Source organism: Sphingobacterium rhinopitheci, assembly GCF_022627575.1.
GTDB classification, from domain to species: domain Bacteria; phylum Bacteroidota; class Bacteroidia; order Sphingobacteriales; family Sphingobacteriaceae; genus Sphingobacterium; species Sphingobacterium rhinopitheci.
Map to the genome: position 1 here is coordinate 177,457 of NZ_JADEYQ010000006.1, position 23,370 is coordinate 200,826.

Annotated in this window: 24 protein-coding genes; 10 read left to right on the forward strand and 14 right to left on the reverse strand. The window is 34.9% G+C overall.

Annotated features, from left to right (window positions below; all coding sequences use genetic code 11):
* Positions 1 to 21 precede the first annotated feature (21 nt).
* The 6 genes from IP023_RS08455 to IP023_RS08480 form a co-directional block, all read right to left on the reverse strand.
* Complete coding sequence (locus IP023_RS08455) at positions 22 to 900, reverse strand: sugar phosphate isomerase/epimerase family protein (protein WP_241789832.1); 879 nt, start codon at positions 898 to 900, stop codon at positions 22 to 24.
* Between the two features lie 15 nt (positions 901 to 915).
* A complete protein-coding gene (locus tag IP023_RS08460; RefSeq protein WP_241789833.1) occupies positions 916 to 1,650 on the reverse strand; it encodes a (Fe-S)-binding protein in 735 nt (244 codons plus the stop codon).
* Positions 1,643 to 2,971: an MFS transporter gene (locus tag IP023_RS08465; protein ID WP_241789834.1), complete on the reverse strand. Its 1,329-nt coding sequence runs from the start codon at positions 2,969 to 2,971 to the stop codon at positions 1,643 to 1,645. The genes IP023_RS08460 and IP023_RS08465 overlap by 8 nt, the downstream gene beginning before the upstream one ends.
* A 35-nt stretch (positions 2,972 to 3,006) precedes the next feature.
* On the reverse strand, positions 3,007 to 4,314 hold the full coding sequence (locus IP023_RS08470; protein WP_241789835.1) for a D-alanyl-D-alanine carboxypeptidase: 1,308 nt from the start codon (positions 4,312 to 4,314) through the stop codon (positions 3,007 to 3,009).
* Positions 4,315 to 4,384: 70 nt separating this feature from the next.
* Entirely contained in the window at positions 4,385 to 5,023 is a 639-nt protein-coding gene (locus IP023_RS08475) for a beta/alpha barrel domain-containing protein (RefSeq protein WP_241789836.1), read from the reverse strand.
* A gap of 2 nt (positions 5,024 to 5,025) precedes the next feature.
* Positions 5,026 to 6,015, reverse strand: a complete 990-nt coding sequence (locus tag IP023_RS08480) for a sugar kinase (RefSeq protein WP_241789837.1) — start codon at positions 6,013 to 6,015, stop codon at positions 5,026 to 5,028.
* Positions 6,016 to 6,180: 165 nt separating this feature from the next.
* Between IP023_RS08480 and IP023_RS08485 the strand changes: the two genes are divergently transcribed.
* From IP023_RS08485 to IP023_RS08500, 4 genes are all read left to right on the forward strand, one after another.
* On the forward strand, positions 6,181 to 7,005 hold the full coding sequence (locus IP023_RS08485) for an SDR family oxidoreductase (RefSeq protein WP_241789838.1): 825 nt from the start codon (positions 6,181 to 6,183) through the stop codon (positions 7,003 to 7,005).
* Positions 7,006 to 7,015: 10 nt separating this feature from the next.
* Positions 7,016 to 8,179, forward strand: coding sequence for a mannonate dehydratase (uxuA, locus tag IP023_RS08490; protein ID WP_241789839.1), 1,164 nt, complete (start codon positions 7,016 to 7,018; stop codon positions 8,177 to 8,179).
* A 12-nt stretch (positions 8,180 to 8,191) separates the two neighbouring features.
* Positions 8,192 to 9,601: a glucuronate isomerase gene (gene uxaC, locus IP023_RS08495; protein ID WP_241789840.1), complete on the forward strand. Its 1,410-nt coding sequence runs from the start codon at positions 8,192 to 8,194 to the stop codon at positions 9,599 to 9,601.
* A gap of 91 nt (positions 9,602 to 9,692) precedes the next feature.
* Positions 9,693 to 11,054: an MFS transporter gene (locus IP023_RS08500; protein ID WP_241789841.1), complete on the forward strand. Its 1,362-nt coding sequence runs from the start codon at positions 9,693 to 9,695 to the stop codon at positions 11,052 to 11,054.
* 11 nt (positions 11,055 to 11,065) lie between these two features.
* On the opposite strand, the gene IP023_RS08505 is transcribed toward IP023_RS08500, so the two are convergent.
* The 3 genes from IP023_RS08505 to IP023_RS08515 form a co-directional block, all read right to left on the reverse strand.
* Positions 11,066 to 12,103 carry a LacI family DNA-binding transcriptional regulator gene (locus IP023_RS08505; RefSeq protein WP_241789842.1) on the reverse strand — a complete coding sequence of 346 codons (1,038 nt, stop codon included), beginning with the start codon at positions 12,101 to 12,103 and terminating at the stop codon, positions 11,066 to 11,068.
* Between the two features lie 469 nt (positions 12,104 to 12,572).
* Positions 12,573 to 14,021, reverse strand: a complete 1,449-nt coding sequence (locus IP023_RS08510; protein ID WP_241789843.1) for a dicarboxylate/amino acid:cation symporter — start codon at positions 14,019 to 14,021, stop codon at positions 12,573 to 12,575.
* A gap of 138 nt (positions 14,022 to 14,159) precedes the next feature.
* On the reverse strand, positions 14,160 to 14,510 hold the full coding sequence (locus tag IP023_RS08515) for a 4Fe-4S dicluster domain-containing protein (RefSeq protein WP_241789844.1): 351 nt from the start codon (positions 14,508 to 14,510) through the stop codon (positions 14,160 to 14,162).
* A 164-nt stretch (positions 14,511 to 14,674) separates the two neighbouring features.
* On the opposite strand from IP023_RS08515, the gene IP023_RS08520 reads away from it, so the two are divergent.
* From IP023_RS08520 to dnaJ, 5 genes are all read left to right on the forward strand, one after another.
* On the forward strand, positions 14,675 to 15,688 hold the full coding sequence (locus tag IP023_RS08520) for an acyl-CoA reductase (protein ID WP_241789845.1): 1,014 nt from the start codon (positions 14,675 to 14,677) through the stop codon (positions 15,686 to 15,688).
* 49 nt (positions 15,689 to 15,737) lie between these two features.
* Positions 15,738 to 15,941 carry a fructose-6-phosphate aldolase gene (locus tag IP023_RS08525; protein WP_241789865.1) on the forward strand — a complete coding sequence of 68 codons (204 nt, stop codon included), beginning with the start codon at positions 15,738 to 15,740 and terminating at the stop codon, positions 15,939 to 15,941.
* Between the two features lie 3 nt (positions 15,942 to 15,944).
* Complete coding sequence (locus IP023_RS08530) at positions 15,945 to 16,625, forward strand: cell division ATP-binding protein FtsE (RefSeq protein ID WP_241789846.1); 681 nt, start codon at positions 15,945 to 15,947, stop codon at positions 16,623 to 16,625.
* A 139-nt stretch (positions 16,626 to 16,764) separates the two neighbouring features.
* On the forward strand, positions 16,765 to 17,292 hold the full coding sequence (locus IP023_RS08535; protein WP_394801847.1) for a nucleotide exchange factor GrpE: 528 nt from the start codon (positions 16,765 to 16,767) through the stop codon (positions 17,290 to 17,292).
* Between the two features lie 10 nt (positions 17,293 to 17,302).
* Positions 17,303 to 18,457: a molecular chaperone DnaJ gene (dnaJ, locus tag IP023_RS08540; RefSeq protein WP_241789847.1), complete on the forward strand. Its 1,155-nt coding sequence runs from the start codon at positions 17,303 to 17,305 to the stop codon at positions 18,455 to 18,457.
* A 329-nt stretch (positions 18,458 to 18,786) separates the two neighbouring features.
* On the opposite strand, the gene IP023_RS08545 is transcribed toward dnaJ, so the two are convergent.
* Genes IP023_RS08545 through pdxH form a run of 3 tightly spaced genes read right to left on the reverse strand, consistent with a single transcriptional unit; the run spans position 18,787 to position 21,128 of the window.
* Positions 18,787 to 19,980 (reverse strand): NADH-quinone oxidoreductase subunit D, encoded by a 1,194-nt coding sequence (locus tag IP023_RS08545; RefSeq protein ID WP_241789848.1) that lies wholly within the window; start codon positions 19,978 to 19,980, stop codon positions 18,787 to 18,789.
* A gap of 6 nt (positions 19,981 to 19,986) precedes the next feature.
* Positions 19,987 to 20,478, reverse strand: a complete 492-nt coding sequence (locus IP023_RS08550) for an NADH-quinone oxidoreductase subunit C (RefSeq protein WP_241789849.1) — start codon at positions 20,476 to 20,478, stop codon at positions 19,987 to 19,989.
* Entirely contained in the window at positions 20,475 to 21,128 is a 654-nt protein-coding gene (gene pdxH, locus IP023_RS08555; RefSeq protein ID WP_241789850.1) for a pyridoxamine 5'-phosphate oxidase, read from the reverse strand. Before pdxH ends, IP023_RS08550 begins: the two co-directional genes overlap by 4 nt.
* A gap of 131 nt (positions 21,129 to 21,259) precedes the next feature.
* Between pdxH and IP023_RS08560 the strand changes: the two genes are divergently transcribed.
* Positions 21,260 to 21,823, forward strand: coding sequence for a YqgE/AlgH family protein (locus IP023_RS08560; protein WP_241789851.1), 564 nt, complete (start codon positions 21,260 to 21,262; stop codon positions 21,821 to 21,823).
* On the opposite strand, the gene IP023_RS08565 is transcribed toward IP023_RS08560, so the two are convergent.
* Positions 21,815 to 22,780, reverse strand: coding sequence for an MBL fold metallo-hydrolase (locus IP023_RS08565; protein ID WP_241789852.1), 966 nt, complete (start codon positions 22,778 to 22,780; stop codon positions 21,815 to 21,817). The two genes, IP023_RS08560 and IP023_RS08565, sit on opposite strands and share 9 nt — an antisense overlap.
* Positions 22,780 to 23,367, reverse strand: a complete 588-nt coding sequence (gene coaE, locus IP023_RS08570) for a dephospho-CoA kinase (RefSeq protein WP_241789853.1) — start codon at positions 23,365 to 23,367, stop codon at positions 22,780 to 22,782. The genes IP023_RS08565 and coaE overlap by 1 nt, the downstream gene beginning before the upstream one ends.
* Between the last annotated feature and the right edge of the window lie 3 nt (positions 23,368 to 23,370).

Consider the following 23,370-nt stretch of genomic DNA (forward strand, 5'->3'; position numbering starts at 1 on the left):
ATTCTATTAATGTATAAAGTTTTATTGAAAACGCTCCAATAGCTTTTTGGAAGCAATGATACCGTCTACTTCACTTAATTTTGATCCTTCATACTCAATACCAACAAAACCTTTGTATTTAGCATTTTTAACAATTTCCATCATTTTAGCGTAATCTACAGTTGTATCATTACCTTGTGCATCAAAATCATGTGTCTTAGCACTAACACCTTTTGCGTAAGGCATCAACTCAGCTACCCCTTTATAACGATCATATTCATAAAAATTGCCAAAATCAGGTAAAGAGCCACAGTTTTTCTTTCCTACAAGTCTCAATGTTTCAGCTAACCAATCACCATGTGAAGAAATGCCACCATGGTTCTCAACGACAACATTAATTTTTGCTTTTTTACCATAATCAGCCAATGTAGATAAGCTCTCTACAACACGTTTCTGTACTTCAGCTGGTGTACCTTGTCCCGCAGCATTAACGCGAATAGCGCCACATCCTAAGAAATTAGCAGCATCAATCCATTGATAGTGGTTCTCTACTGCTTTTTTACGTTGTCCTTCATTCGCATCTCCTAAATTGCCCTCTCCATCAACCATAATTAAGACATTACGTACGCCATTAGATTTGGCACGATCATTTAAATCCTTTAAGTAAGTCAAATCTTTGGCTTTGTCTTTAAAGAATTGATTTACATATTCAACCCCATAAATACCAAATTTCTTAGCTGCAAATTCAGGGAAATCAATATTCTTTAAATCGCCTTTAAACAATGTTTTATGTAAAGACCATTCCGCTAAAGATATTTCAAACCATTTTTTTTTAGCCGCAAATAAGTCCATTGAAGGAGCTAATGTTAAGCCTGCAGTAGCTAGACCCAATGTTTTTAAAAATTCTCTTCTAGAGTTCATAAATAAGATTATAAGTTATATGTTAGCCCATCCCGACGCCAATACATCAGCAAGATGCATTGTTTGGATCGGAATATTATTTTTATCAATATATGCTTGAATTTGTAATAAACAAGATGCATCAGTAGATATAATATAATCAGCATGTACAGCTTCCGCATTTTTTACTTTCTGCTCCACCATCGCACTAGAAATCCCCTCAAACTTAACAGAAAATGATCCCCCAAAACCACAACATGTTTCTTGATCACGCATCTCTACCACTTCTAAACCACCTACATGGGATAATAAACGTCTCGGTTCATCTTTGATTTTGCACTCTCTTAAAGCTGAACAAGAATCATGGTAAACTGCAGTACCTACCAACTCTGCACCAAAATTCTCTACCTTAAGTACATTTATCAAAAAATCAGATAATTCATATATATGTCGTTGTATATTTCTACACTTATTGTGCTCTGTACTATTAGTAAATAAGTCATTATAGCCTGATTTAACCATCCCTACACAGGACGCAGAAGGAGACACCACATAGTGCTCATCCGAAAAATTAGTTAGGAATTGACGCCCTACAGTTTTAGCATTGTCCCAAAAACCAGCATTGTAGGCGGGCTGTCCGCAACAAGTCTGTTCAGGATTATAATCGACCTGACAACCTGCTTTTTCTAATAACTTAATGGTATTAAATGCCGTCTCAGGGTATAATTGATCAACAAAACAAGGAATAAATAATTCTACTTTTTTAGTCATGCGTTACTTGTTTCAAAGAATCGTTAAATTTTAACATTCGGATCAATAAAATAAACCCTAAAATAAAGAAAAATGATAAAGAAACTGCAGATAATCTAATATTAAACGTAATTTGTTCTATCAAAGCAAAACTTACCAAACCAACAACAATTCCTAATTTCTCTGTAATATCATAAAAACTAAACATCGCTGTTGTATCTTCCATATTTGAAGGTAGCAATTTGGAATAAGTAGAACGAGACAAAGATTGAATCCCTCCCATCAATAATCCTACCATAAATGCTAAGCCATAGAACTGCGCTTCGCTAGTTAGATAATAAGCAGAAATACAAATACCTACCCACAATATAGTAACAATCATCAAGACCACGATATTACCTAATTTTTTAGCCAAAGAGGACATCATAAAAGCGCCTGCTATAGCGACTAATTGTATCAGAATAATCGTTATAATCAATGAATCTTGGGCCAGATCTAATTCCTTTTGCCCAAACATCGTAGCGACCACCATAATAGTTTGTACACCTACAGAATTAAAGAAATAAGCAGGTAAAAAACGTTTTATTCCTTTATTTACTTTAATCTGCATCCATACGGAATAAAACTCACTTCGTACACGTGAAAATACAGAAATACCTTGAGCATGAGTCGATGGATTATTGTTAGGCAATTTTGCAAATGGAATCATTGAAAAACCTAACCACCATATACCTACTAATAAAAAAGAAAGTCGTGCAGGAAAAGAAGAATCCGTTATATTAAACCATTCAGGTTTCAATACAAATAGAAAACATATAAGCTGAATAGTTACACAACCGACATAACCATAAGCAAAGCCTTTGGCACTTACCCGATCTTGGTGATCAGCGCTCGCTATAACCGGAAGATATGAATTATTGACCGCTACCCCACCAATATACCCCATTGCAGCTAATGTAAAACACATAATCCCCCACTCCAGCGTATCAAGTTTAAAGAAAAATAACCCCATACAAGCTATTGCTCCTAAATAGGTAAATACTTTCATTACTTGTAACTTCTTTCCATTGGCATCTGCAAAAGAGGACAAGAAAGGTAACAACAAAACCATTATCAAATAAGCAAATGCTAAGGCATAATTTGATAATACAGTATTAATGACCTCAATACCGAAGAAATTAACTGTTTCTTTGCCGGTATATTTAGCGCTAGTAATGGTTATATAGTATATCGGAAAAATAGTTGATGTAATGACTAGATTGTAGGCAGAATTTGCCCAATCAAACATTGCCCAAGAACGGATAAGTTTCTGATCGTTCTTTTTTATATCTTTTAATAACATATGTATTAGCGAATATAATACTTCTTGGCTATAGACTAATAATTTTGACGAATAAAAGTCATTATTCGAACCATTTCTTTTCGCACGGCAGCTGTCGGAACAGTATAGTTATTATTTAAAAATGAGAACGCTAATCGACGACCACTACGCGTCACAATATAGCCTGACTGACAATGTACAGCATTAATAGTTCCTGTTTTTGCCCATACAAAAGGGTTTCCTTCATCCAATTGGTATGCGGTACGTAATGTACCATCAACTCCCCCAGCTGGAAAAAACAAATATCTTTTATCATCATCAGGCACCTCCTTTTCTATCGCTAACAATAGCTCTACCATATGGCGAGGTGTTATTTTATTATAGGTTGACAGACCACTTCCATCCCTTAAGATTACAGAATCCTGAAAATACTGGTAGTAATCCTTTTGCATATCTCGACGCAAAGAATCCGTATAGAAACCGTTATATTTAATATTTGAAATTATCATCGTGAGATGCTCCGCAAGATAATTATCACTCGGTAGCATCATTTCACGTAAAACAACATTTCTAGGGACAGAATAAACAACTTTTGTATCCTCGGGTTTAGCATAATTCATTAATACATTTACTTGTTTCTTTAATGTATCCTGAAGTAAAGTTACAAATAGAGAATCCGACCATATGAAAGGCTTGCTACTTTTATAATCCTTAGGAATTTGAGCAGTACTAATTTCAAAATTATTAGTATTATGCTTTCTATTAATAGAAAAATTATTGTTCTTATGATCTTTATAACGAAGGTAGTTATCAAAGTATGACGGTATGGTCTTGATTTTATCCGTACCACCATCAAAACTTACTACATTGCCATAAATAGGAAAAGTCGCTATATCGGGTTGGTAATACTCTTCATAATCTTCAATAGACCAACCATTGCGATAAGCTGGTTCTGAAGACTCCTGTGGCACATAAAAAAGCTTTTTATTTGAATTTTTCAAAAAATCAAATACGATATGACTATCTAGTTTATGGTGTAAGAATGTAGGATCTCCAGTCCCCCAAAATAGTAAAGAATCTCCCCTTTCCACATATTGTATACCAGGAATAGAATCACTAATATGCTTTAAAGAAGCAAATAAAGTATATACTTTGGTATTCGAGGCAGGTGTAAAATGTTGGTTTTCTCGAATATTGAAGACATATTTATCATTGTCCATATCATATAGACTAAATCCATAATGATAATTAGGTAAAATGACAGAGCTATTAAATTGATCTTCTAAAATAGAAAAATCTTGTCCATAACTGACCTTAGCAAAAAGCAAAGCTATAATCAAATAGACTTTAAAAGTAGTTTTCATATCAGCAAGGTAAAAAATATTCAAAAAATAAAGAATAATACCTCTGTAATATTGTCGATATTATTACTATCTATAAGCTTTTAATAAAGCTAAAACTAGCTTTCAAATTATCTCTTGTATTCCTATTGCTAGGAATAAACTCTCCTTCAAAAAGCTTAGATCCCACTCCTACAGCCGTAGCACCGACCTTAAACCAAGCACGGAGATTATCAGGAGATAAAGATACACCACCAGTAATCATAAAATTCAAGGTAGGGAATAATGGTTTAATAGCTTTCACAAAATTAGGCCCCAATACTTCCCCAGGAAAGAGTTTTATGATAGAAGCGCCCAAATTTTCAGCTACAGCGATTTCTGTAGGTGTCATACAACCAGGAATCCATTCCACAGAACTCCCCTCCATCAGCGCTGCAATAGCAGGATTTACAATAGGGCTAACCAAGAAATCGGCACCTAAAGAAATAAAATCTTTGGCTTGAACAACATTTTTTATAGAACCTACCCCAAGGATAAGGTCTTTAAAAAACTGATCTCTAAATGCTACTAATAAGCGAAAGTTGTCTTTGGATTTAGGGCCTCTATCTACAAATTCGAATACACGTACTCCACCCTCATAGCATTCTGCCAGTATCGATTTACATACTTCTATATCATCGTTATAATACACAGGGACAATAGGACTACTATTTATTTTAGCTAGTAACATCATAATTATATTATAATAAAATCACCGTTTACGAATAACTTTTTATACCCAATTTTGGTCGCATAATCAATCAATTCTTGGGGTGCATATTCGTGTATTAAGCCTGCTATAAATCCGCCCATAAAAGCATCTCCACTACCGATACGATCAACAAGATTATTCGTTTCAAATATATTACTTACATAATGTCCCTGTTCAGTATGATACGTTGCATACAACAGATTGTGCGATGCGTTGTCCATAAATCTAAAAGTAAAGGCTAAATGCTTGCATCGAGGAAATTTAGCAAATACTTCATCAGCTACTGATTCACTAATCGTGGGATAATCTAATTTGGAACGATCGGCACTCCATTTATCATCTATGTATGTTCCAAGCATTATATTTGACGCCCATATATTTCCCATTATTACGTCACACTGACTTACCAAATCAGGCATTATCTCTAATGGAGTTTTTCCATACTGCCAAAGTCTATTTCTATAGTTCAAATCAACCGAAACCGTTAAATTTCGTTTTCGGGCTTCCAGTAAGGCTCGACTACACAAATCAGCATGCGCCTGACTAAGAGCAGGCGTCAAAGCTGTCCAATGAAACCAATCAATACCGTCAAATATAGTTGCCCAATCAATATCATCCTGCTTTAAGTCGGAAAAGGAAGAATATTTTCTATCATATATCACTTCTCCAGTCGTCAACCCATTTGCGCCAAGCAAAATATAAGATCCTAAGCGATCCCCTTCATACCTAAATTTGCTGACATCAATATGGACATCTTTCATCAAGTTAAGGATAGTATTGACAAGAACATTATTTGGTCCGCAAGACATATAGGAAGTATCAATCCCTAATTGTGCCGTTGCAACAGCCACATTAGCTTCAGAACCTCCTGGATATAAAGACACGTCAGACTGCTGGTTATTGCAGAATAAACCTCCAGTACATTGGATACGATATAAAAGCTCACCGAAGCAAAGAAGTTTAGGATTATTCATTTTAAGTAATTAGTAAATCAAATTTATGGTTTTCAGGTCAATTAAATAGCCGAAGTACAAGTTTTTTACGAAAACGATTTAGTAAATAAACACTTGAGTTTTAATACTATTAAATATAGTTTTTCCTAATATTGAAAATTAAACTTAAATCTCTAAAAAAATCCAATGAGCGGTATACTAGAAAAATTTTCACTTCAGGATAAGGTAATTGTCGTTACTGGAGGAACAGGCGTACTTGGCAAATCATTTGTGGAAGCATTGGCTGAAGCAGGCGCAAAAATTGTTGTTTTGGGAAGAAATAAAGAAAGAGCAATACAGCGCGTAGCAGAAGCAACGAATATTGGTGCTGAAGCATTCTACATATTAACAGATGTATTAGATGAAAATGCATTGCATAAAGCAAAAGATGAAATATTAGCGAAATGGGGTAAGATTGATGGCTTAATAAATGCTGCCGGCGGGAACATTCCTGGTGCTACAATAGGAGAACAACAGAATCTATTTGAGAGCAATGTACAAGATACTATCAAAGCTATTGAACTGAACTTATATGGGACAATAATTCCTACACACATATTTGGTAAAGTAATCGCTGAATCAGGTAAAGGATCGATTATAAATATTTCATCACTTGCTGCAAGCCGACCTTTGACACGTGTATTAGGGTATACCGTTGCTAAGCATGGTATTGATGGGTATACAAAATGGATGTCTACAGAATTAGCTATTCGTTATGGTGACAAAGTTAGGGTAAATGCAATTGCACCCGGTGTATTTCTGACGGATCAAAACCACAAATTACTAATCAATGAGGATGGTTCATACTCCGATCGTGCACAGAAGTTTATTAATGGAACACCTTATAAGCGCTTCGGCAATCCTGATGAATTAAAAGGAGCAATTGTCTATTTATTAAGTGATGCCTCCGCCTTTGTAACAGGCGAAATATTATTTATAGATGGTGGTTTTAACAGTTGGTGTGGTGTTTAAAAAATGACTTGTGAAAAAAAAATTAGAACAAACATGGCGTTGGTATGGGCCCACTGACCCTGTATCACTACAGGATATAAAACAAGCTGGCGCTACAGGAATAGTCACAGCATTACATCATATACCACATGGCGAAATATGGCCAGTAGAAGATATAAGAGAAAGGAAAGAAACGATTGAAAACGCAGGCTTGACATGGTCTGTAGTTGAAAGCGTGCCGGTACATGAAACTATAAAAATAAACACCGGCGCGGTAGAAAAATACCTCTTCAATTATAATCAGACTATTACCAATCTAGCTTTGTGTGGTATAAAAACAATTTGCTACAATTTTATGCCTGTCTTGGATTGGACAAGAACACAGCTAGATTTAACGATGAAGGATGGTTCTAAAGCACTTTACTTTGATTGGGTAGATTTAGCAATATTTGATATATATATACTCCACCGTAACGATGCTAATGCGGATTATTCACCAGCAATAGTATCCCAAGCAGAATACAAATATTTGAATATGTCAATACAACACAAAGATATATTGACAAAAAATATTCTTATGGGGATCCCTGGAGAAAGTGATATCACTTTAGACAGTCTAAAAAAAAGCATCAAAATATATAGCAATATTGGCAAGGATGGGCTAAGAAAAAACTTAACTAATTTCCTCCTTTCCATTCGAGATACTTGTATACAGCATGGTATAAAGATGACTATTCATCCCGATGACCCTCCATATCCAATATTAGGCCTTCCGCGTATAGTGAGTACGATTGAAGATTATGAGTATATACTGAATACAGTGGACAACAATTTTAATGGTATATGCTTTTGTACAGGATCATTAGGTGCCAGTCAAACTAATAATCTGGTAGAAATCCTTAATCTCGTAAAATCTAGGGTTCATTTTATTCATTTGAGGAATGTCAAAAAGGATGATATGGGTAGCTTCTATGAGGCAGACCATTTGGATGGTGATGTAAATATGTATGCTATAATGGAAATATTAATAGCAGAGAATCAGCGCAGAGAGATTGCATTACCCTTTAGGCCTGACCACGGTCATCAAATGCTTGATGATTTAAAAAAAATTACAAATCCTGGATATTCAGCAATTGGAAGACTACGTGGTTTGGCAGAGCTACGCGGATTAGAATATGGAATAATAGGGTTTTAAAACATAAATAAAATGACAAAATTTATTAAAAAAAACTTCTTATTAGAATCTAAATTAGCCGAAAAGCTATATCATGATGTTGCAAAAGATTTACCAATTATTGACTATCACAATCATTTGTCTCCTCAGTTAATCAGTGAAAATCATAAATTCACAGATTTAACATCCATTTGGCTCAATGGAGATCATTACAAATGGCGTGCTATGCGTGTATTAGGTATTGAGGAAAAATATATAACAGGCAATGTATCTTCTCAAGAGAAATTTTTGAAATGGGCCCAAACAGTTCCTTATACGCTTCGAAATCCATTATACCATTGGACACATATGGAGCTTACTAATCCTTTTGGAATTGACAGACTTTTAAATCCTAGTACAGCATTAGATATTTATGAGGAAGCAAATCAGAAATTACAATCGGACAACTATAGCACCCAAAGTTTATTGCAACACTATAAGGTGGAGATGCTAGGTACTACAGATGATCCTACTGATACGTTAGAATATCATAATAAACTCAAGAATAACACTTTTAATTGCCAAGTTAAACCAACATTCAGACCAGATAAAGTGTTTAACATCACAAACGGAAGCGAATTTAGAAAATATATACATTCCTTAGGTACAGTTTCAAACATAAATATTAATGATTTAGAAAGTCTTGAAGCGGCCCTATCTGCAAGGATAGATTATTTTGACAATATAGGCTGTGTAGCTTCAGACCATGGTTTTCGGTATATCCCTACCAAACCTATTTTCACTAAATCGGAGGTGAATACGATATTTAGAAATGTGATACAAGGGAATGACAGCAATGTAACTGCATATGCAGAAAGCTATGGTTATTATTTACTGTTATTCTTATGTCAAAAATATTTTGAGAAAGAATGGGTTCAACAATTTCATCTTGGTGCCATTAGAAATACCAATACTTACAAATTAGATCTATTAGGTCCTGATACAGGCTATGATAGCATAGGTGATTATCCACAAGCTGAAAGAATCGCTTATTTCTTCAATGAATTAGAAAATAAAGAATGCCTCAGCAAAACTATTATTTATAATTTGAACCCTAAAGATAATGCCGTTTTTGCCGCTATGACTGGAAATTTTCAAGGTGAAGGTATAAAAGGTAAAATACAGTATGGTTCAGCATGGTGGTTCATGGATCAATTGGATGGAATGACAGATCAGATAAATACGCTATCCAATATGGGCCTTCTCTCCTGTTTTATAGGGATGCTTACAGATTCAAGAAGTTTTCTATCGTATTCAAGACATGAATATTTTAGAAGATTACTATGTAATATTTTCGCGAATGATATCAATAAAGGAGTTCTCCCTAATGATGAGGAATTGATACATAAAATAATAAAAGATATTTGCTATTTTAATGCAAAGAATTATTTTAAAAACATGTAAAATATTCTAAAACTAATTTCTACCTAACCTAAGAATTATTTTAAAAACATGTAAAATATTCTAAAACCAATTTCTACCTAACCTAAGAATTATGAATAAACAAAGAATAGGTTCATATAGATGGACTATTTGTGCCTTGTTATTTTTCGCAACAACTGTAAATTATTTGGACCGGCAAGTTCTAAGCTTATTGCATCCTATGCTTGAGGATCAATTTGGTTGGACCAATTCAGATTATGCAGATATCACAGCTACATTCCAATTTGTATATGCGGTATCGATGCTATTTGCGGGAAGATTTATAGATAAACTAGGCACTAAAAAAGGTTTAGCAATAGCCATTATTGTATGGTCATTAGGTGCTATAGCACATGCATATGCCATAGAAATGGGCCAAATGGCAGCAGATCTATTTAGTATACAAACGGTCTCAGTGTCTATTATAGGATTTATATTAGCACGTGCTATTTTAGGTATTGGTGAAGCTGGAAATTTCCCTGCTGCTATAAAAGCTACTGCAGAATACTTTCCCAAAAAAGAACGTGCCTTAGCTACCGGTATTTTTAACTCTGGCACTAACGTTGGTGCCATCTTAGCGCCACTTACTGTACCATGGATGGCGATCAACTGGGGATGGCAATCCGCTTTTTTAATAGTAGGTGCGGTTGGTTTTTTATGGTTAATATTTTGGTTTATATACTATGATTCTCCGGAGAAGCAAAAGCGATTATCCAAGCCTGAATTAGATTATATACTGAGCGACTCTATCTTAGCAGAAAATAAATCATCACAGACCCCACAGCCTAAAGTTTCGTGGCTTATATTATTAAAATTCAAACAAACTTGGTCATTTACCATCGGTAAATTTTTAACAGATGGCGTTTGGTGGTTTTTCTTATTTTGGCTTCCATCCTATTTAAAATCTCAATACCATATGCAAACCTCAGAAATGGTATTACCTCTTACTGTTTTGTATAGTATGACGATGTTTGGCTCTATCGGAGGTGGAGCATTTCCTATGTATTTTATTAACAAAGGGTACAGCGCCTATGATGGAAGAATGCGCGCAATGCTTATCATTGCCCTATTTCCTTTAGTAATTCTAGCTGCTCAACCACTTGGACAATACTCATTTTGGCTACCTGTTATTTTGATTGGTATTGGCGCATCTGCTCATCAAGCATGGTCAGCAAATATTTTTTCTACAGTATCGGATATGTTTCCAAAGGCTGCAACAGCTACTGTCACAGGGATTGGAGGAATGGCTGGTGGTATCGGAGGTGTATTGATTTCTAAATTGGGAGGCAAGTTATTTGATTATTATCAAGGCTTAGGATCACTACAAACGGGATACCTAATCATGTTTTCAATATGCTCAGTTATGTATCTAATAGCGTGGTGCATCATGAAATTATTAGTACCCAAGATGAAAGTAGTAAACCTACCCAAGTAAAAATAAATATATTAGATACGAGTTTCTTTTAAAGAAGATTTGCGTATATGCATACTCGTATCTAATTCTATTGTTTCAAAATAATCGATTTCTCTTTTAGTTTTTATCATTTTCACTAATTGTGTCATGGCCAAATAGCCAATTTGTTTCCCTGGTTGAGAGATGGTAGAAAGTGAAGGATTCATTGCAAATGCCGCTTTCGTATTAGCGAAACCTATGACAGCGATATCATTGGGTACGTTGATATTCATATCAGCTAATATCCCCAACGAACGGATGGTAATAAGATCTGTAGCACCAAAAATAGCATCTGGTTTATTTTTAGATTTAAAGGCCTTTTTCAAAGCTTTTCTAATATCCGCATCTATCGTATTCGTATTTTTTAAATTACAGGGGATATAGTTCTCCGGATTGAAAGGGATTCTATATTCCTGGAGTGCTGCTAAAAAACCACTTAATCGTTCATTAGCGACACCCAATTGCGAACCAGTAATATGCAGAATATTCGTACAGCCCTGCTTTATCAGATGAACGGTTGCTTGATATGCACCATCAAAATTTTTAACCCCATATTTATAGGTATTTAATTGGCTATTGATACGATCAAAAAGAACTACGGGTACTTTACTAAGTTTCAAATTAAGTAACATATCTATGTTTGAACTTTCACTGACAGGAGAAATCAATAAGCCATCAATTCCTCTAGCCTTCAAAACCTCGATACAGGAGCGTTCAATACTTTCATCTTCCATGCTTTGCATGATAATAATATCGTATTTCGATTCTATAGCTACTTCTTGGATCCCTTCCAAAATCTGTGAAACCAAGTCATTGTTAATCGCACAAGCGATCACTGCAATGGTATTTGACCGACCTAATTTTAAGCTCTGTGCCACTTTGTTGATAGAAAAGTTATTCGCCTTGGCATAATCTCTTATTCTACTTTTAGTAGATTCGCTGATCTCATGACTATCCGACAGTGCCTTTGAAACCGTAGATATAGAAACTTGAAGAGCTATAGAAATATCTTTAATTGTAATCTTCGTCATAAATTAGTTCATTTAGTTAAAATAAGAAAAGACTTGCGTACAACCAAATTAACGTACGATTTTTTCACTATAATCAGCAGATTAGTAATAGATAAACTACTTAAAAACAGAATATTTTAAACAACCAATACAAGAGCTTATTTACGCAGCCATGAGTATTACTTACATACAAATAATCGACTCTCCATTTTAGGCTTATATTTAGCTCGTTGAAAATAAACAATCTCCCATCTTTAGCAACTAGCTTAATAATGAAGTACGCCTCAAACTTATAGTTTTAAGGAGCTAACACAATTATTCATTTACGAAATTAGCTATTGACTACCTATACCGACAGAAAGCTACTATACCATAGAAGCAATAATGTCGCTATATATAACTCTGCGACACCATAATACTTCAGCATTAGGCAAAAAAAAACAGCCCAAAATAATTTGAGCTGTTTTAAATATTTTATGTTAACTAGTTGTTAGTCTCTAACTTCTTCTAAAAAATTAGGGTTTTTAGAAGCCTCTTCATCAAATTCACCTTCCCATTTAGATACTACAACAGTTGCTAGACAGTTACCAATAACATTTACCGATGTACGTGCCATATCCATTAATTCATCAATACCTAATATCGCTGCAATAACGAATGTTGGTAAACCAAATTGATCTGCTGTTGCAATTAACACGATTAAGGATGCTCTAGGTACTGCAGCTACCCCTTTCGAAGTAATCATAAGTGTAAAAGCTATCAATAATTGCTCGCCTATAGACAAATCAATACCTGCAGCCTGTGCTACAAAAATAGAAGCTAAAGAAAGATATAAGGAAGTACCATCCAAATTAAAACTATATCCTGTAGGAATTACAAAAGACACAATCTTACGAGGAACACCAAAACGTTCCATGTTTTCCATAGCTTTAGGAAGTGCGGCATCCGAACTTGTAGTCGCAAATGCGATAGAAACAGGCTCTTTTACAGCTTGAATAAAACGTTTTATAGGCACTTTCAAATACAAGGCTATCGGCAATAATACAAGCAGCAAAAAGAACAATAAAGCGATATATAAACTCATTAATAACATAAACAAATTTTTCAGGATATCCGTCCCTAAGTGTCCTACCGTATAAGCCATAGCTGCTCCAACACCAATTGGTGCAAAATACATCACGATATTGGTAAACTTAAACATGGCCTCGGACAATGATTCCGTAAAATCAACCAATGGCTTTCGCTTTTTCTCATCTACCATGGCGAGTCCAATACCAAATATCACCCCAAATATTACAATTTGTAATACTTTATTTTCGTATACCGATTTAACGATATTTTCGGGAAATGTATCTCTAATAAATACATTAAGCTTATATACCCAATGTACATCATTTGGCAAGTGATCTAATGCCTTTTGATCTGATGCTGTTAGCACAGATGTTGTCGGAAGCTCTTCATGTGGCATATTCGCAACATCTACACCTACCCCAGCTTTAGTAATATTAATTACAGCTAAACCAATAAAAATAGCTAATGTAGTCGCACAAAAGAAGTAAAGCATCGATTTCCAAGCCATACGGCCAACAGATTTAAGATCAGAATGCCCTGCTATACCAAACACGAGTGTGGCAAATAGTATCGGTCCGACAATAGTCTTTACTAATTTGATGAAACCTTGGCTTAATGGATGAAGCGAAATAGCTAGATTAGGAAAATCTAAACCTACAAAAACACCTAGAATTAAACAGGTTAGAATCCACGTTGTCAAGTTTTTACGCATTAAAGCATTAAGCGTAAGTACTGCAGCAGTAACCCATCTCACTCCAATCATAACGGAAGGAGAAACTGTAAACAAATTAAATTCGTAGATCAGGGTTATAATTATAGCAAGGGTTATAGTAACGAGAGTTACAAAACTTACATTTTTTTTAGACATCTAGTTATGTTTTATAAAGTAATTATAACAACAAAAATATAAAAAGGAATAACTTAAACAAATAAAATAAATGTATTTGTAACCGAAAAAGCACAACCGTTGGGTCGTGCTTTAGATATTTTTAGACTAGTTTCGCTATTACTCAGCGTGTAACCATGCTTTCTTAGCCAATAGTTCTTCTTCTTCTTCTACAACGTCTTCATCTTCGATACAACAGTCTACAGGACAAACTGCTGCACATTGAGGCTCATCATGAAAACCTACACACTCTGTACACTTGTCAGATACGATATAATATACCTCATCGGATACTGCGTCTTGAGATGCTGAAGCATCAATAGTAACACCATCACCAAAATCAATAACTCCTTCTAAAGCTGTACCGTCCGAAAACTTCCATGAAACGCCGGCATCATATATTGCATTATTTGGGCACTCTGGTTCACATGCTCCACAATTAATACACTCGTCTGTAATTTTTATTGCCATTTATAACCTTACAATTATAATAAATAAACTAATTTTGTCTTGTCAAATTTAGAAAATGAAATTGAACTATTCTTATAAAAGTATATAATTTCGGTAGTCTTTCTCTTATTTGACATTACAAAGATAAATGAAATAAATATCAGAACGATTCTAAATTAAATATTTTGACAAAAATTTCGAGAATAGAAGCACTAGCTAAGCTAGGCGATTGGATGCAAACATTAGACGAACCAACATTATCGTTTATACAATCTTTATATCATAAAAATCCATGGTATACATTTGACAATGTACAAAAGCAGCTTCAAGCAATAGGAGAATCCCTTAATAAAGATAACTTAACCACTTGGGTAGAAAGTTATGAGGCACCAGAAAACACCAAAACTGTAGGTTTAATATTGGCTGGAAACTTACCACTTGTCGGATTTCACGACATTCTTTGCACCCTTATTATGGGTTTCAATGCGATGATAAAAGTTTCTTCGGATGATGCAGGTTTAACCACTTACATTTTGAAAAAGCTAGTAGAAATAGAGCCTTCATTTAAATCAAAAATACATATTGTCGAACGATTAGGAGATTTTGACCTTGTAATTGCTACAGGATCAAACAATTCTTCACGTTATTTTGAGCATTATTTTGGTAAAAAACCGCATATAATCCGTAAAAACAGAAACTCACTCGCTATTATTCATGGCGATGAAACACCTGAGGAATTAGCGGAGTTAGGTAAAGATATATTTGATTATTTTGGATTGGGTTGTCGTTCAGTATCGAAAATTTATATTCCCAAAGGTTATAATATTGCCACATTCTATGAAGCCATAGAAAGTTACAAAACGGTCCAAGATCATTACAAGTACAATAACAACTACGACTACAATAAATCAATTTATTTGATCAATGGTGATAAACACTTTGACAATGGCTTTTTATTATTGAAGGAAGACACCAATTTGGCTTCACCATTAGCGGTAGTTTTTTATGAAGAATATGATAACTTAGATAAGTTAACAGAGCACTTAGAAGATGTAAAAGAAACTATTCAATGTATAGTAAGCACTAAATCAATCACAGCTTCTATTCCGTGCTTTCCTTTAGGGCAAAGCCAATCACCAAGTTTAAGTGATTATGCTGATGGCATCAATACTTTGGAATTTTTGAATACGAATAAATAATCATGTTACTTCAATAGTGAATTCATAAAAAATTCTAACTTTGTTAACTATGTATGTGATTAAAGTAAAGGGTGTGGCAAAAATTCCTGATTATGTTCAATTACGTGATGATTCATTCACGTTATTAGCATATTTCAGAGTCGATAGACCTGACAAATCATTAGAAAAAATAGGGCTAGGCGATAAAGCCGAAGAAATCATGAAAATGGTTCAAGAACTGCCCTTTGGACAGATTAAAAAAATCGAATTTTAGATTATGGGAGAAAATACGGTTATACGTTTAAAAAACGTAGATATATACCAACAAAAGCACTTGGTTTTATCAAACGTAAATTTAGAAATAAAACAAAATGAATTTATCTATTTAATTGGACAATCGGGAACAGGAAAAAGCTCCCTATTAAAGATTATTTATGGTGATCTATATATTGCTAATGGTGAAGGTGTAGTTGCAGGATTTGATTTACGCAAAATAAATGATAATGATGTACCTTACCTTCGTCGAAAACTAGGTATTGTATTTCAGGACTTTCATCTATTGAATGACAGAACGGTAGAAAAGAATCTAGAATTTGTCTTAAAAGCTACAGGTTGGACAGACAAAAAACTTATTGAAAGTAGAATGGTCGATGTGCTTGAAAAAGTAGGTTTACGCTCTAAACTACATAAAATGCCGCACGAATTATCGGGTGGAGAGCAACAGCGTGTCGTAATAGCGCGTGCTTTACTCAACAATCCGGAGATTATTCTTGCCGATGAGCCAACGGGTAATTTGGACCCTGCTACATCCGAAGAAATTGTTTTATTACTCCGCGACATTGCTTCTGCAGGAACAGCAGTATTAATGGCTACACATGATTACCAAATCATTCGTAACATGCCCTCACGCATCATAAAAACTGGTGATGGCGCATTACATGACAATGTAAGCATATAATTATACTGACAAACACAACAAAATCCGACATTTTGTAAGTAATGACAACAGATATTACTGACAAGGTGTCGGATATTTTATAATGGCAAATTTTTTGAATAATATACATAAGTTATTTAGGTACATAAAAAATAGGGTGATGATGAACGAACAAGAAAATATTCAAGACGAGAACTTAGCGCAAGACAATGCCCCTCAAGAAGAGCAAGTTGAATTATCAAAAGAAGAGCAATTAGAAATTCAATTGGCGGAGTCACATGACAAATACGCACGTTTGGTTGCTGAATTTGATAATTATAAAAAAAGAACTTCTAAAGAGCGCATGGAGCTAATCCAAAATGCTGGTCAAGGTGTAATCAAGAATTTATTGCCTGTTTTAGATGATTTTGACAGAGCACTAGTTGCGATGACTAGCGCTCAAGATGTTCAACCTATAAAAGAAGGCGTAGAATTAGTAAATAATAAACTACGTAAATTTCTAGAAAGTGAAGGATTGAAAGAAATGGACGTTATTGGTCAGCCTTTTGATGCTGATTTTCAAGAAGCAATCACAGCGATCCCTTCTCCAACAGAAGATATGAAAAATAAAGTGATTGATGTAGTGGAAAAAGGTTACTATTTAAATGATAAAGTAATCCGTTTTGCTAAAGTGGTGATAGGACAATAAGTAATAAATCATGTCAAAAAGAGATTATTATGACGTATTAGGTGTATCTCGTCAAGCAGATGCAGCCGAGATTAAATCCGCTTACCGTAAAGCAGCGATCAAATTTCACCCGGACAAAAATCCCGGAGATACAGTAGCAGAAGAGAATTTTAAAGAAGCGGCAGAAGCGTACGAAATATTAAGCAATCCGGAGAAAAAAGCACGTTATGATCAATTTGGTCACAACGCGAATGCTGGTGGCTTCGGTGGCGGCGGAGGCAGCATGAATATGGATGACATATTCAGCCAATTCGGTGATATATTTGGTGGCGGTGGCAATCCATTTGAAAGTTTCTTTGGTGGCGGCGGTCGTTCTAGTGGCGGTAGACGTGTACAAAAAGGAACCAACCTACGTATCAAAGTAAAACTTACTTTGGAAGAAATCGCTAAAGGAGTAGAGAAAAAAGTAAAAGTAAATAAGCAAATTGTATGTCACACATGTGATGGCTCAGGTGCTAAGGACAAATCTTCTTTCCATACTTGTAAAACATGTGGCGGTGCTGGTTCAGTAAGAAGAGTTACCAATACTATATTGGGACAAATGCAAACTACGAGCACATGTCCTACATGTAATGGCGAGGGTGTGGAGATCACAGCTAAATGTACGACATGTAAAGGTGATGGCTTAGAGCGTGGTGAAGAAACAATCTCTATCAATATTCCGGCAGGTGTAAGCGAAGGTATGCAACTATCGATGAGTGGCAAAGGTAATGCTGCTCCACGCGGTGGAATAGCTGGAGATCTAATCATTCTGATAGAAGAAGTGCCTCATGAAAGCTTAAAAAGAGATGGCTTAAATATCATCTACGATCTATATATCAATTTTGCTGACGCAGCATTAGGTACAAGTGTTGAAGTACCTACTATAGATGGTAAAGCAAAAATCAAAATAGATGCAGGTACGCAAGGAGGAAAAATATTAAGATTAAAAGGTAAAGGTATCCCTGAAGTAAACTCATACCACAAAGGAGACCAATTAATCTATGTTAATATTTGGACCCCTAAAGCGGTATCTTCAGAAGAACGCGATATTTTAGAAAAACTAAAAGACTCTGCAAACTTTAAACCTCAACCAGGTAAAAGTGAAAAATCATTCTTCGAAAGAATAAAAGAATACTTCGATTAATATATTCAAAAAAGGCTAATCTAAACGATTAGCCTTTTTTATCTCCCCCCTATATAAATAATATTATCATCCGACTAATTAGCATAAGCTAAAATAAAGTAAATAGTTTCATAATCAACTATTTATAAATAGATGCTATAATAATTAATACAAGATTGGATTGTTAGAAATAATGCCTATAAAAAAGAATAAGCCTGCCCTCGGGCGAGTGCAGACTTATCTATTAACCAATTATAAACTTAAATTATGAGAATACAAATATAAGCTTAAATGTCTAAACAACCAAATAATTAATGCATTTTTATGCTGTTTTTTTTCAAAAAAACTGACTATCTATCAACTTCACCAAGCACGATATCAATAGATCCCAAAATAGCGATTAAATCCGCTATCAATACGCCTTTACCTAATTCGGGTAAAACAGATAAGTTATTAAAACTTGGCCCTCTAGCCTTTAAACGGCGAGGGATATCACTTTTCTCTTGTGTTTCAAAATAAAAACCAAGCTCTCCTTTAGGGTTTTCTGCTCTAACATAATAGGATTGTGGTTTCAAATTTACTTTTTTAGGCACCAGTGCACGAGGGTCAAATTCTGTAGAACGTGCATAATCCGACATTAAGCGATCCACACACTGTTCAATTATTTTCACAGACTCACGTACCTCATCGACGCGTACTTTATACCTATCCCAGCAATCCCCTACCTGCCCCATTATCCCAGAACCTACAGGTATTTCAAAATCTAATTCAGGATATACGGAATAACCATCCACTCTACGCAAGTCCCATTTTATACCACTTGCACGCAACATGGGTCCTGAGCAGCCGTAGTTGATAGCCACATCTGCGGGAAGAACACCGATATTTGCGGTACGTGCAATAAATATTTCATTATTGGTCAACAATTCATCTAACTCATCCATCTTACCTTTGAAATACAGTACAAACTCCTTGCAACGTTCTTCAAAACCAACAGGTAAATCATAGAATAAACCGCCAACCCAAATATAGTTGTATAACATGCGAGAACCAGAAGCCCATTCCAACATATTCATGATATGCTCACGATCTCTAAAACACCATAAAAATGGCGTAAAAGCACCAATATCGATTCCATATGTACCTATAGCTATCAAATGTGAGGCGATTCTATTCAATTCGCATACTAATACACGAATATACTCCACACGCTTTGGTATTTTGTCTTCAATACCAAGCATACGTTCTACTCCCATCACAAAAGCATGACTATTGTTCATGGAAGCTAAATAATCTAATCGATCGGTAAATGGAATAGTTTTAGCATAATTCATAGATTCTGCATGCTTATCAAAGCATCGATGCAAATAACCTAAATGCGGAATGATATCTTTTACAAGCTCACCGTCCGTAATTAATTCTAATCGAAGTACACCGTGTGTAGAAGGATGCTGAGGTCCCATATTAATGACCATCTCCGTAGAACCTACATTTCCGATTTTATCGGTATATCGTTGAAAAGCCTCTTTATATTTTGCTTGCATCTGTCCTTAACTTTTTAATGCTATGCCATGATAACTTTCTGCTTCCTCATAATCTTTACGCAATGGATAGCCTTCCCAATCATCCGGTAGTAAAATACGTCTCAAATCTGGATGACCATTAAAATAAATCCCCATCAGATCAAAAGCTTCTCTTTCATGCCAATCTGCGGTACGCCAAACTGGACTTACTGAATCTAGCTCAGGCAATTGATTTAGCTCTCTATTATTCTCCAACACTACTTTTAAGGTCAATTGTGTTTGAAAAGGAATAGAGGAAAGATTATAAACTAATGCAAATAAATTTTCCGGATAATAATCCACAGCAGTTATATTAGCTAAAAAATCATAATAATATTCTTTATGATCTCTTAACCAAAAACATAAAGGTTTCAAAATATCTGCTTTCACCTGTAAAGTAGGTTGCAGCCCCGTAGAAATTATTTCAACAGCATCTGCACCAAACTCACTATTTATACGCTCTTTAAGCTGTTCTATCATGGGGCTAATCTATTTAATATCCACTGACCATCTACTTTATCATATTGAATCCTATCATGCAGTCTAGAGCTTCTTCCCTGCCAAAATTCAAACTTAATAGGGCGCAATAAAAATCCTCCCCAATGATCTGGCCTAGGCAATATCACCTTATCCTTAAACTCATCTTCAAAATAAGCGACACGCTGTTCTAAAAATTCACGATTAGGAATAATTTGCGATTGTGGTGAAGCCCATGCACCTATTTGAGAACCTTTAGGTCTAGATTGGAAATATTCCGTTGAATCATCTTCATTCAAACGTTCAGAATGTGCCTCGATACGTACTTGACGTTGTAATTCAGGCCAGAAGAAAAGAATAGAAACCTTAGGATTTCTTAGTATATCTATACTTTTTTGACTTTCGTAATTTGTAAAAAAACTTATGCCATTGTCCTTAATATCCTTCATTAATACAACACGTGAAGAAGGAAAACCGTCTTCTGATATAGTAGATAATACCATAGCATTAGGCTCTACTACTTCGGCATTTAAAGCTTGGTCAAACCAATTTTTAAACTGTACAAAAGGATTAACATCTACATCATACTCTGAAAGAGCACCTTTTGTATAATCCTCACGAATTGCAGCGATACTTTTATGTTCTATTGCCATAAACTAGTGTTTTACTAGACAAATTTACTAAAACAAGTACAAAACCCTGCTATATCACCTACTTTTTAAATTATTTATTTTACTTGTATTCTCATTTTTTGTACATTGTAACTAACACAGTGTATTTAAATATGTTTAATAAAAATAAACCTATTCAGGGAAGCTTGTTATTAGCGGAACCTTTTATGTTGGACAAGACATTTGAGCGTTCAGTAGTGTTTTTATGTGACCATAATAGTGACGGGACATTTGGATTTATCCTGAATAACCGCACCATCCTGAATTTAGCAGATATTATAAGTAATATGGACAATATAGATTTTCCTATTTTTATGGGAGGTCCAGTGGAGCCTACAAACCTATTCTATATTCATAGGGCTTATGACAAGATGCAGAGTGGTGAGCTGATCACAAAAGATGTATACCTCGGCGGAGATTTTAAGCAACTACTATTCCTTATTCAAGAAAAGTTAATTACCACCGATGAAGTAAAAATATTTATAGGATATTGTGGATGGTCTGAGAATCAATTAATGGAGGAAATCAATCAAAACTCGTGGGCCGTTCATCCTTCTTTTGATACATCATTATTGTTTATTGATGATGGGGAAAATTTATGGAAACAAGCTTTGATTGATCTGGGACCAAAATTCGCACATATAGCGAACTTCCCTAAAAGTCCAAATTTAAATTGAGACTTCGATTTTCTCTTTAATATTTCGCACCAACAAGCGTTCGCCAAAATATTCCTTCAAATGTGAGCCCTCACCATGCACAGTCCACACTTGCTTTGGTTTTACTTTTTCGATATAATATAGCAGGTCATTCCAATCAATATGATCAGAAATATACAAAGTCATATCATTATACTGTTGTAACCTTTTCCAACCTGAAGCAAATACACGTACCACATTTTTTGCTCTAAAATAATTATGAAAAGTCATCGGAGGAACAAGATATATTTTATTTTCTCCATCCTTTAACGCCTTCCTATTATATACTTCATAGTTTAATTTGACAAAACCATTTTCATTATATATACGATGTATTGGTGTTATATTGTGGTGTGTATATACTACTTTATCAGGACAATATTCATTCACCATCTGTGTAATACGCTGTGCCTTACCTAATGAATAACATCCAAGCATGATATTCAAGGAGGTGGTATTTAATTTCTTTATCTCTTGAATAGGATCAGGATGAATAATAGAAGGATCAGCAAATGTAGTTTCGGTGATTAGTACATCAGCTTCTACAAATGCTATTGGCTCGCAGGTAACATCCGTCTGCAATTTATAATCTCCAGTATACAAATACCTAACACCATCATATTCCAATAAAATCTGAGCAGATCCCAATATATGTCCTGCAGGGATAAAAGTAATTTTAACATTATTCAACTCAAAGGACTCACTATAATCTTTGATATGATATGTTTTTTCCTTTTGTTTAGTAAACCTAAATTTCATAAACGTAGCCGTTCCGTTGGTACAATAGATATCATTATGACCGGGCACAGCATGATCCCCATGGGCATGGGATACAACAGCAGTTTTAACTGGGTATTTTGGGTCAATATGAAAATCCCCATATGAACAATAAAAACCCAACTTTGTCTCCACTAAAAAATCAGAATATATTTCTGGCATTATTTCTTTATTATCGTTCTATTTATTAATTCTATTTGAGGCAACAAAGGAGAGATTTCATCATTTACGATTACAAAATCTGCCATCCTTATTTTTTCTTCCTCAGGCATCTGACTATTCATTCGGTGCAGCACCTCCTCTCTCGTCACAGCATCTCTTTCCATCACTCTATTAATTCGTAATTCTAATGGCGCTGTCACAACGATGGTATAATCTAAGGAGGTATAGGATTTACTTTCAAATAACAGAGCTGCTTCTTTAAGACTATAAACAGCCGTCTGCTTGTCTGCCCAATCCTTAGCAGTTTGTATCACTACAGGATGCACAATATTATTAAGAATTGCTAATTGTTCCTGATTATTAAAAACTTTGGATGCTAACAATTTTCTATTTAGGGAGCCGTCTTCAAAATAAGTATCCATACCAAATGCCTGTTGTATAGCTTGACGTATGGTATTACTTTCAGACATTATTGATTTTGCTTCCTTATCTGCATCATAAAAGGGAATACCCATTGTTTTGAATACCTTAGCTACAAAGCTTTTTCCCGTACCAATTCCTCCTGTAATACCTACTTTCTTAGACATACT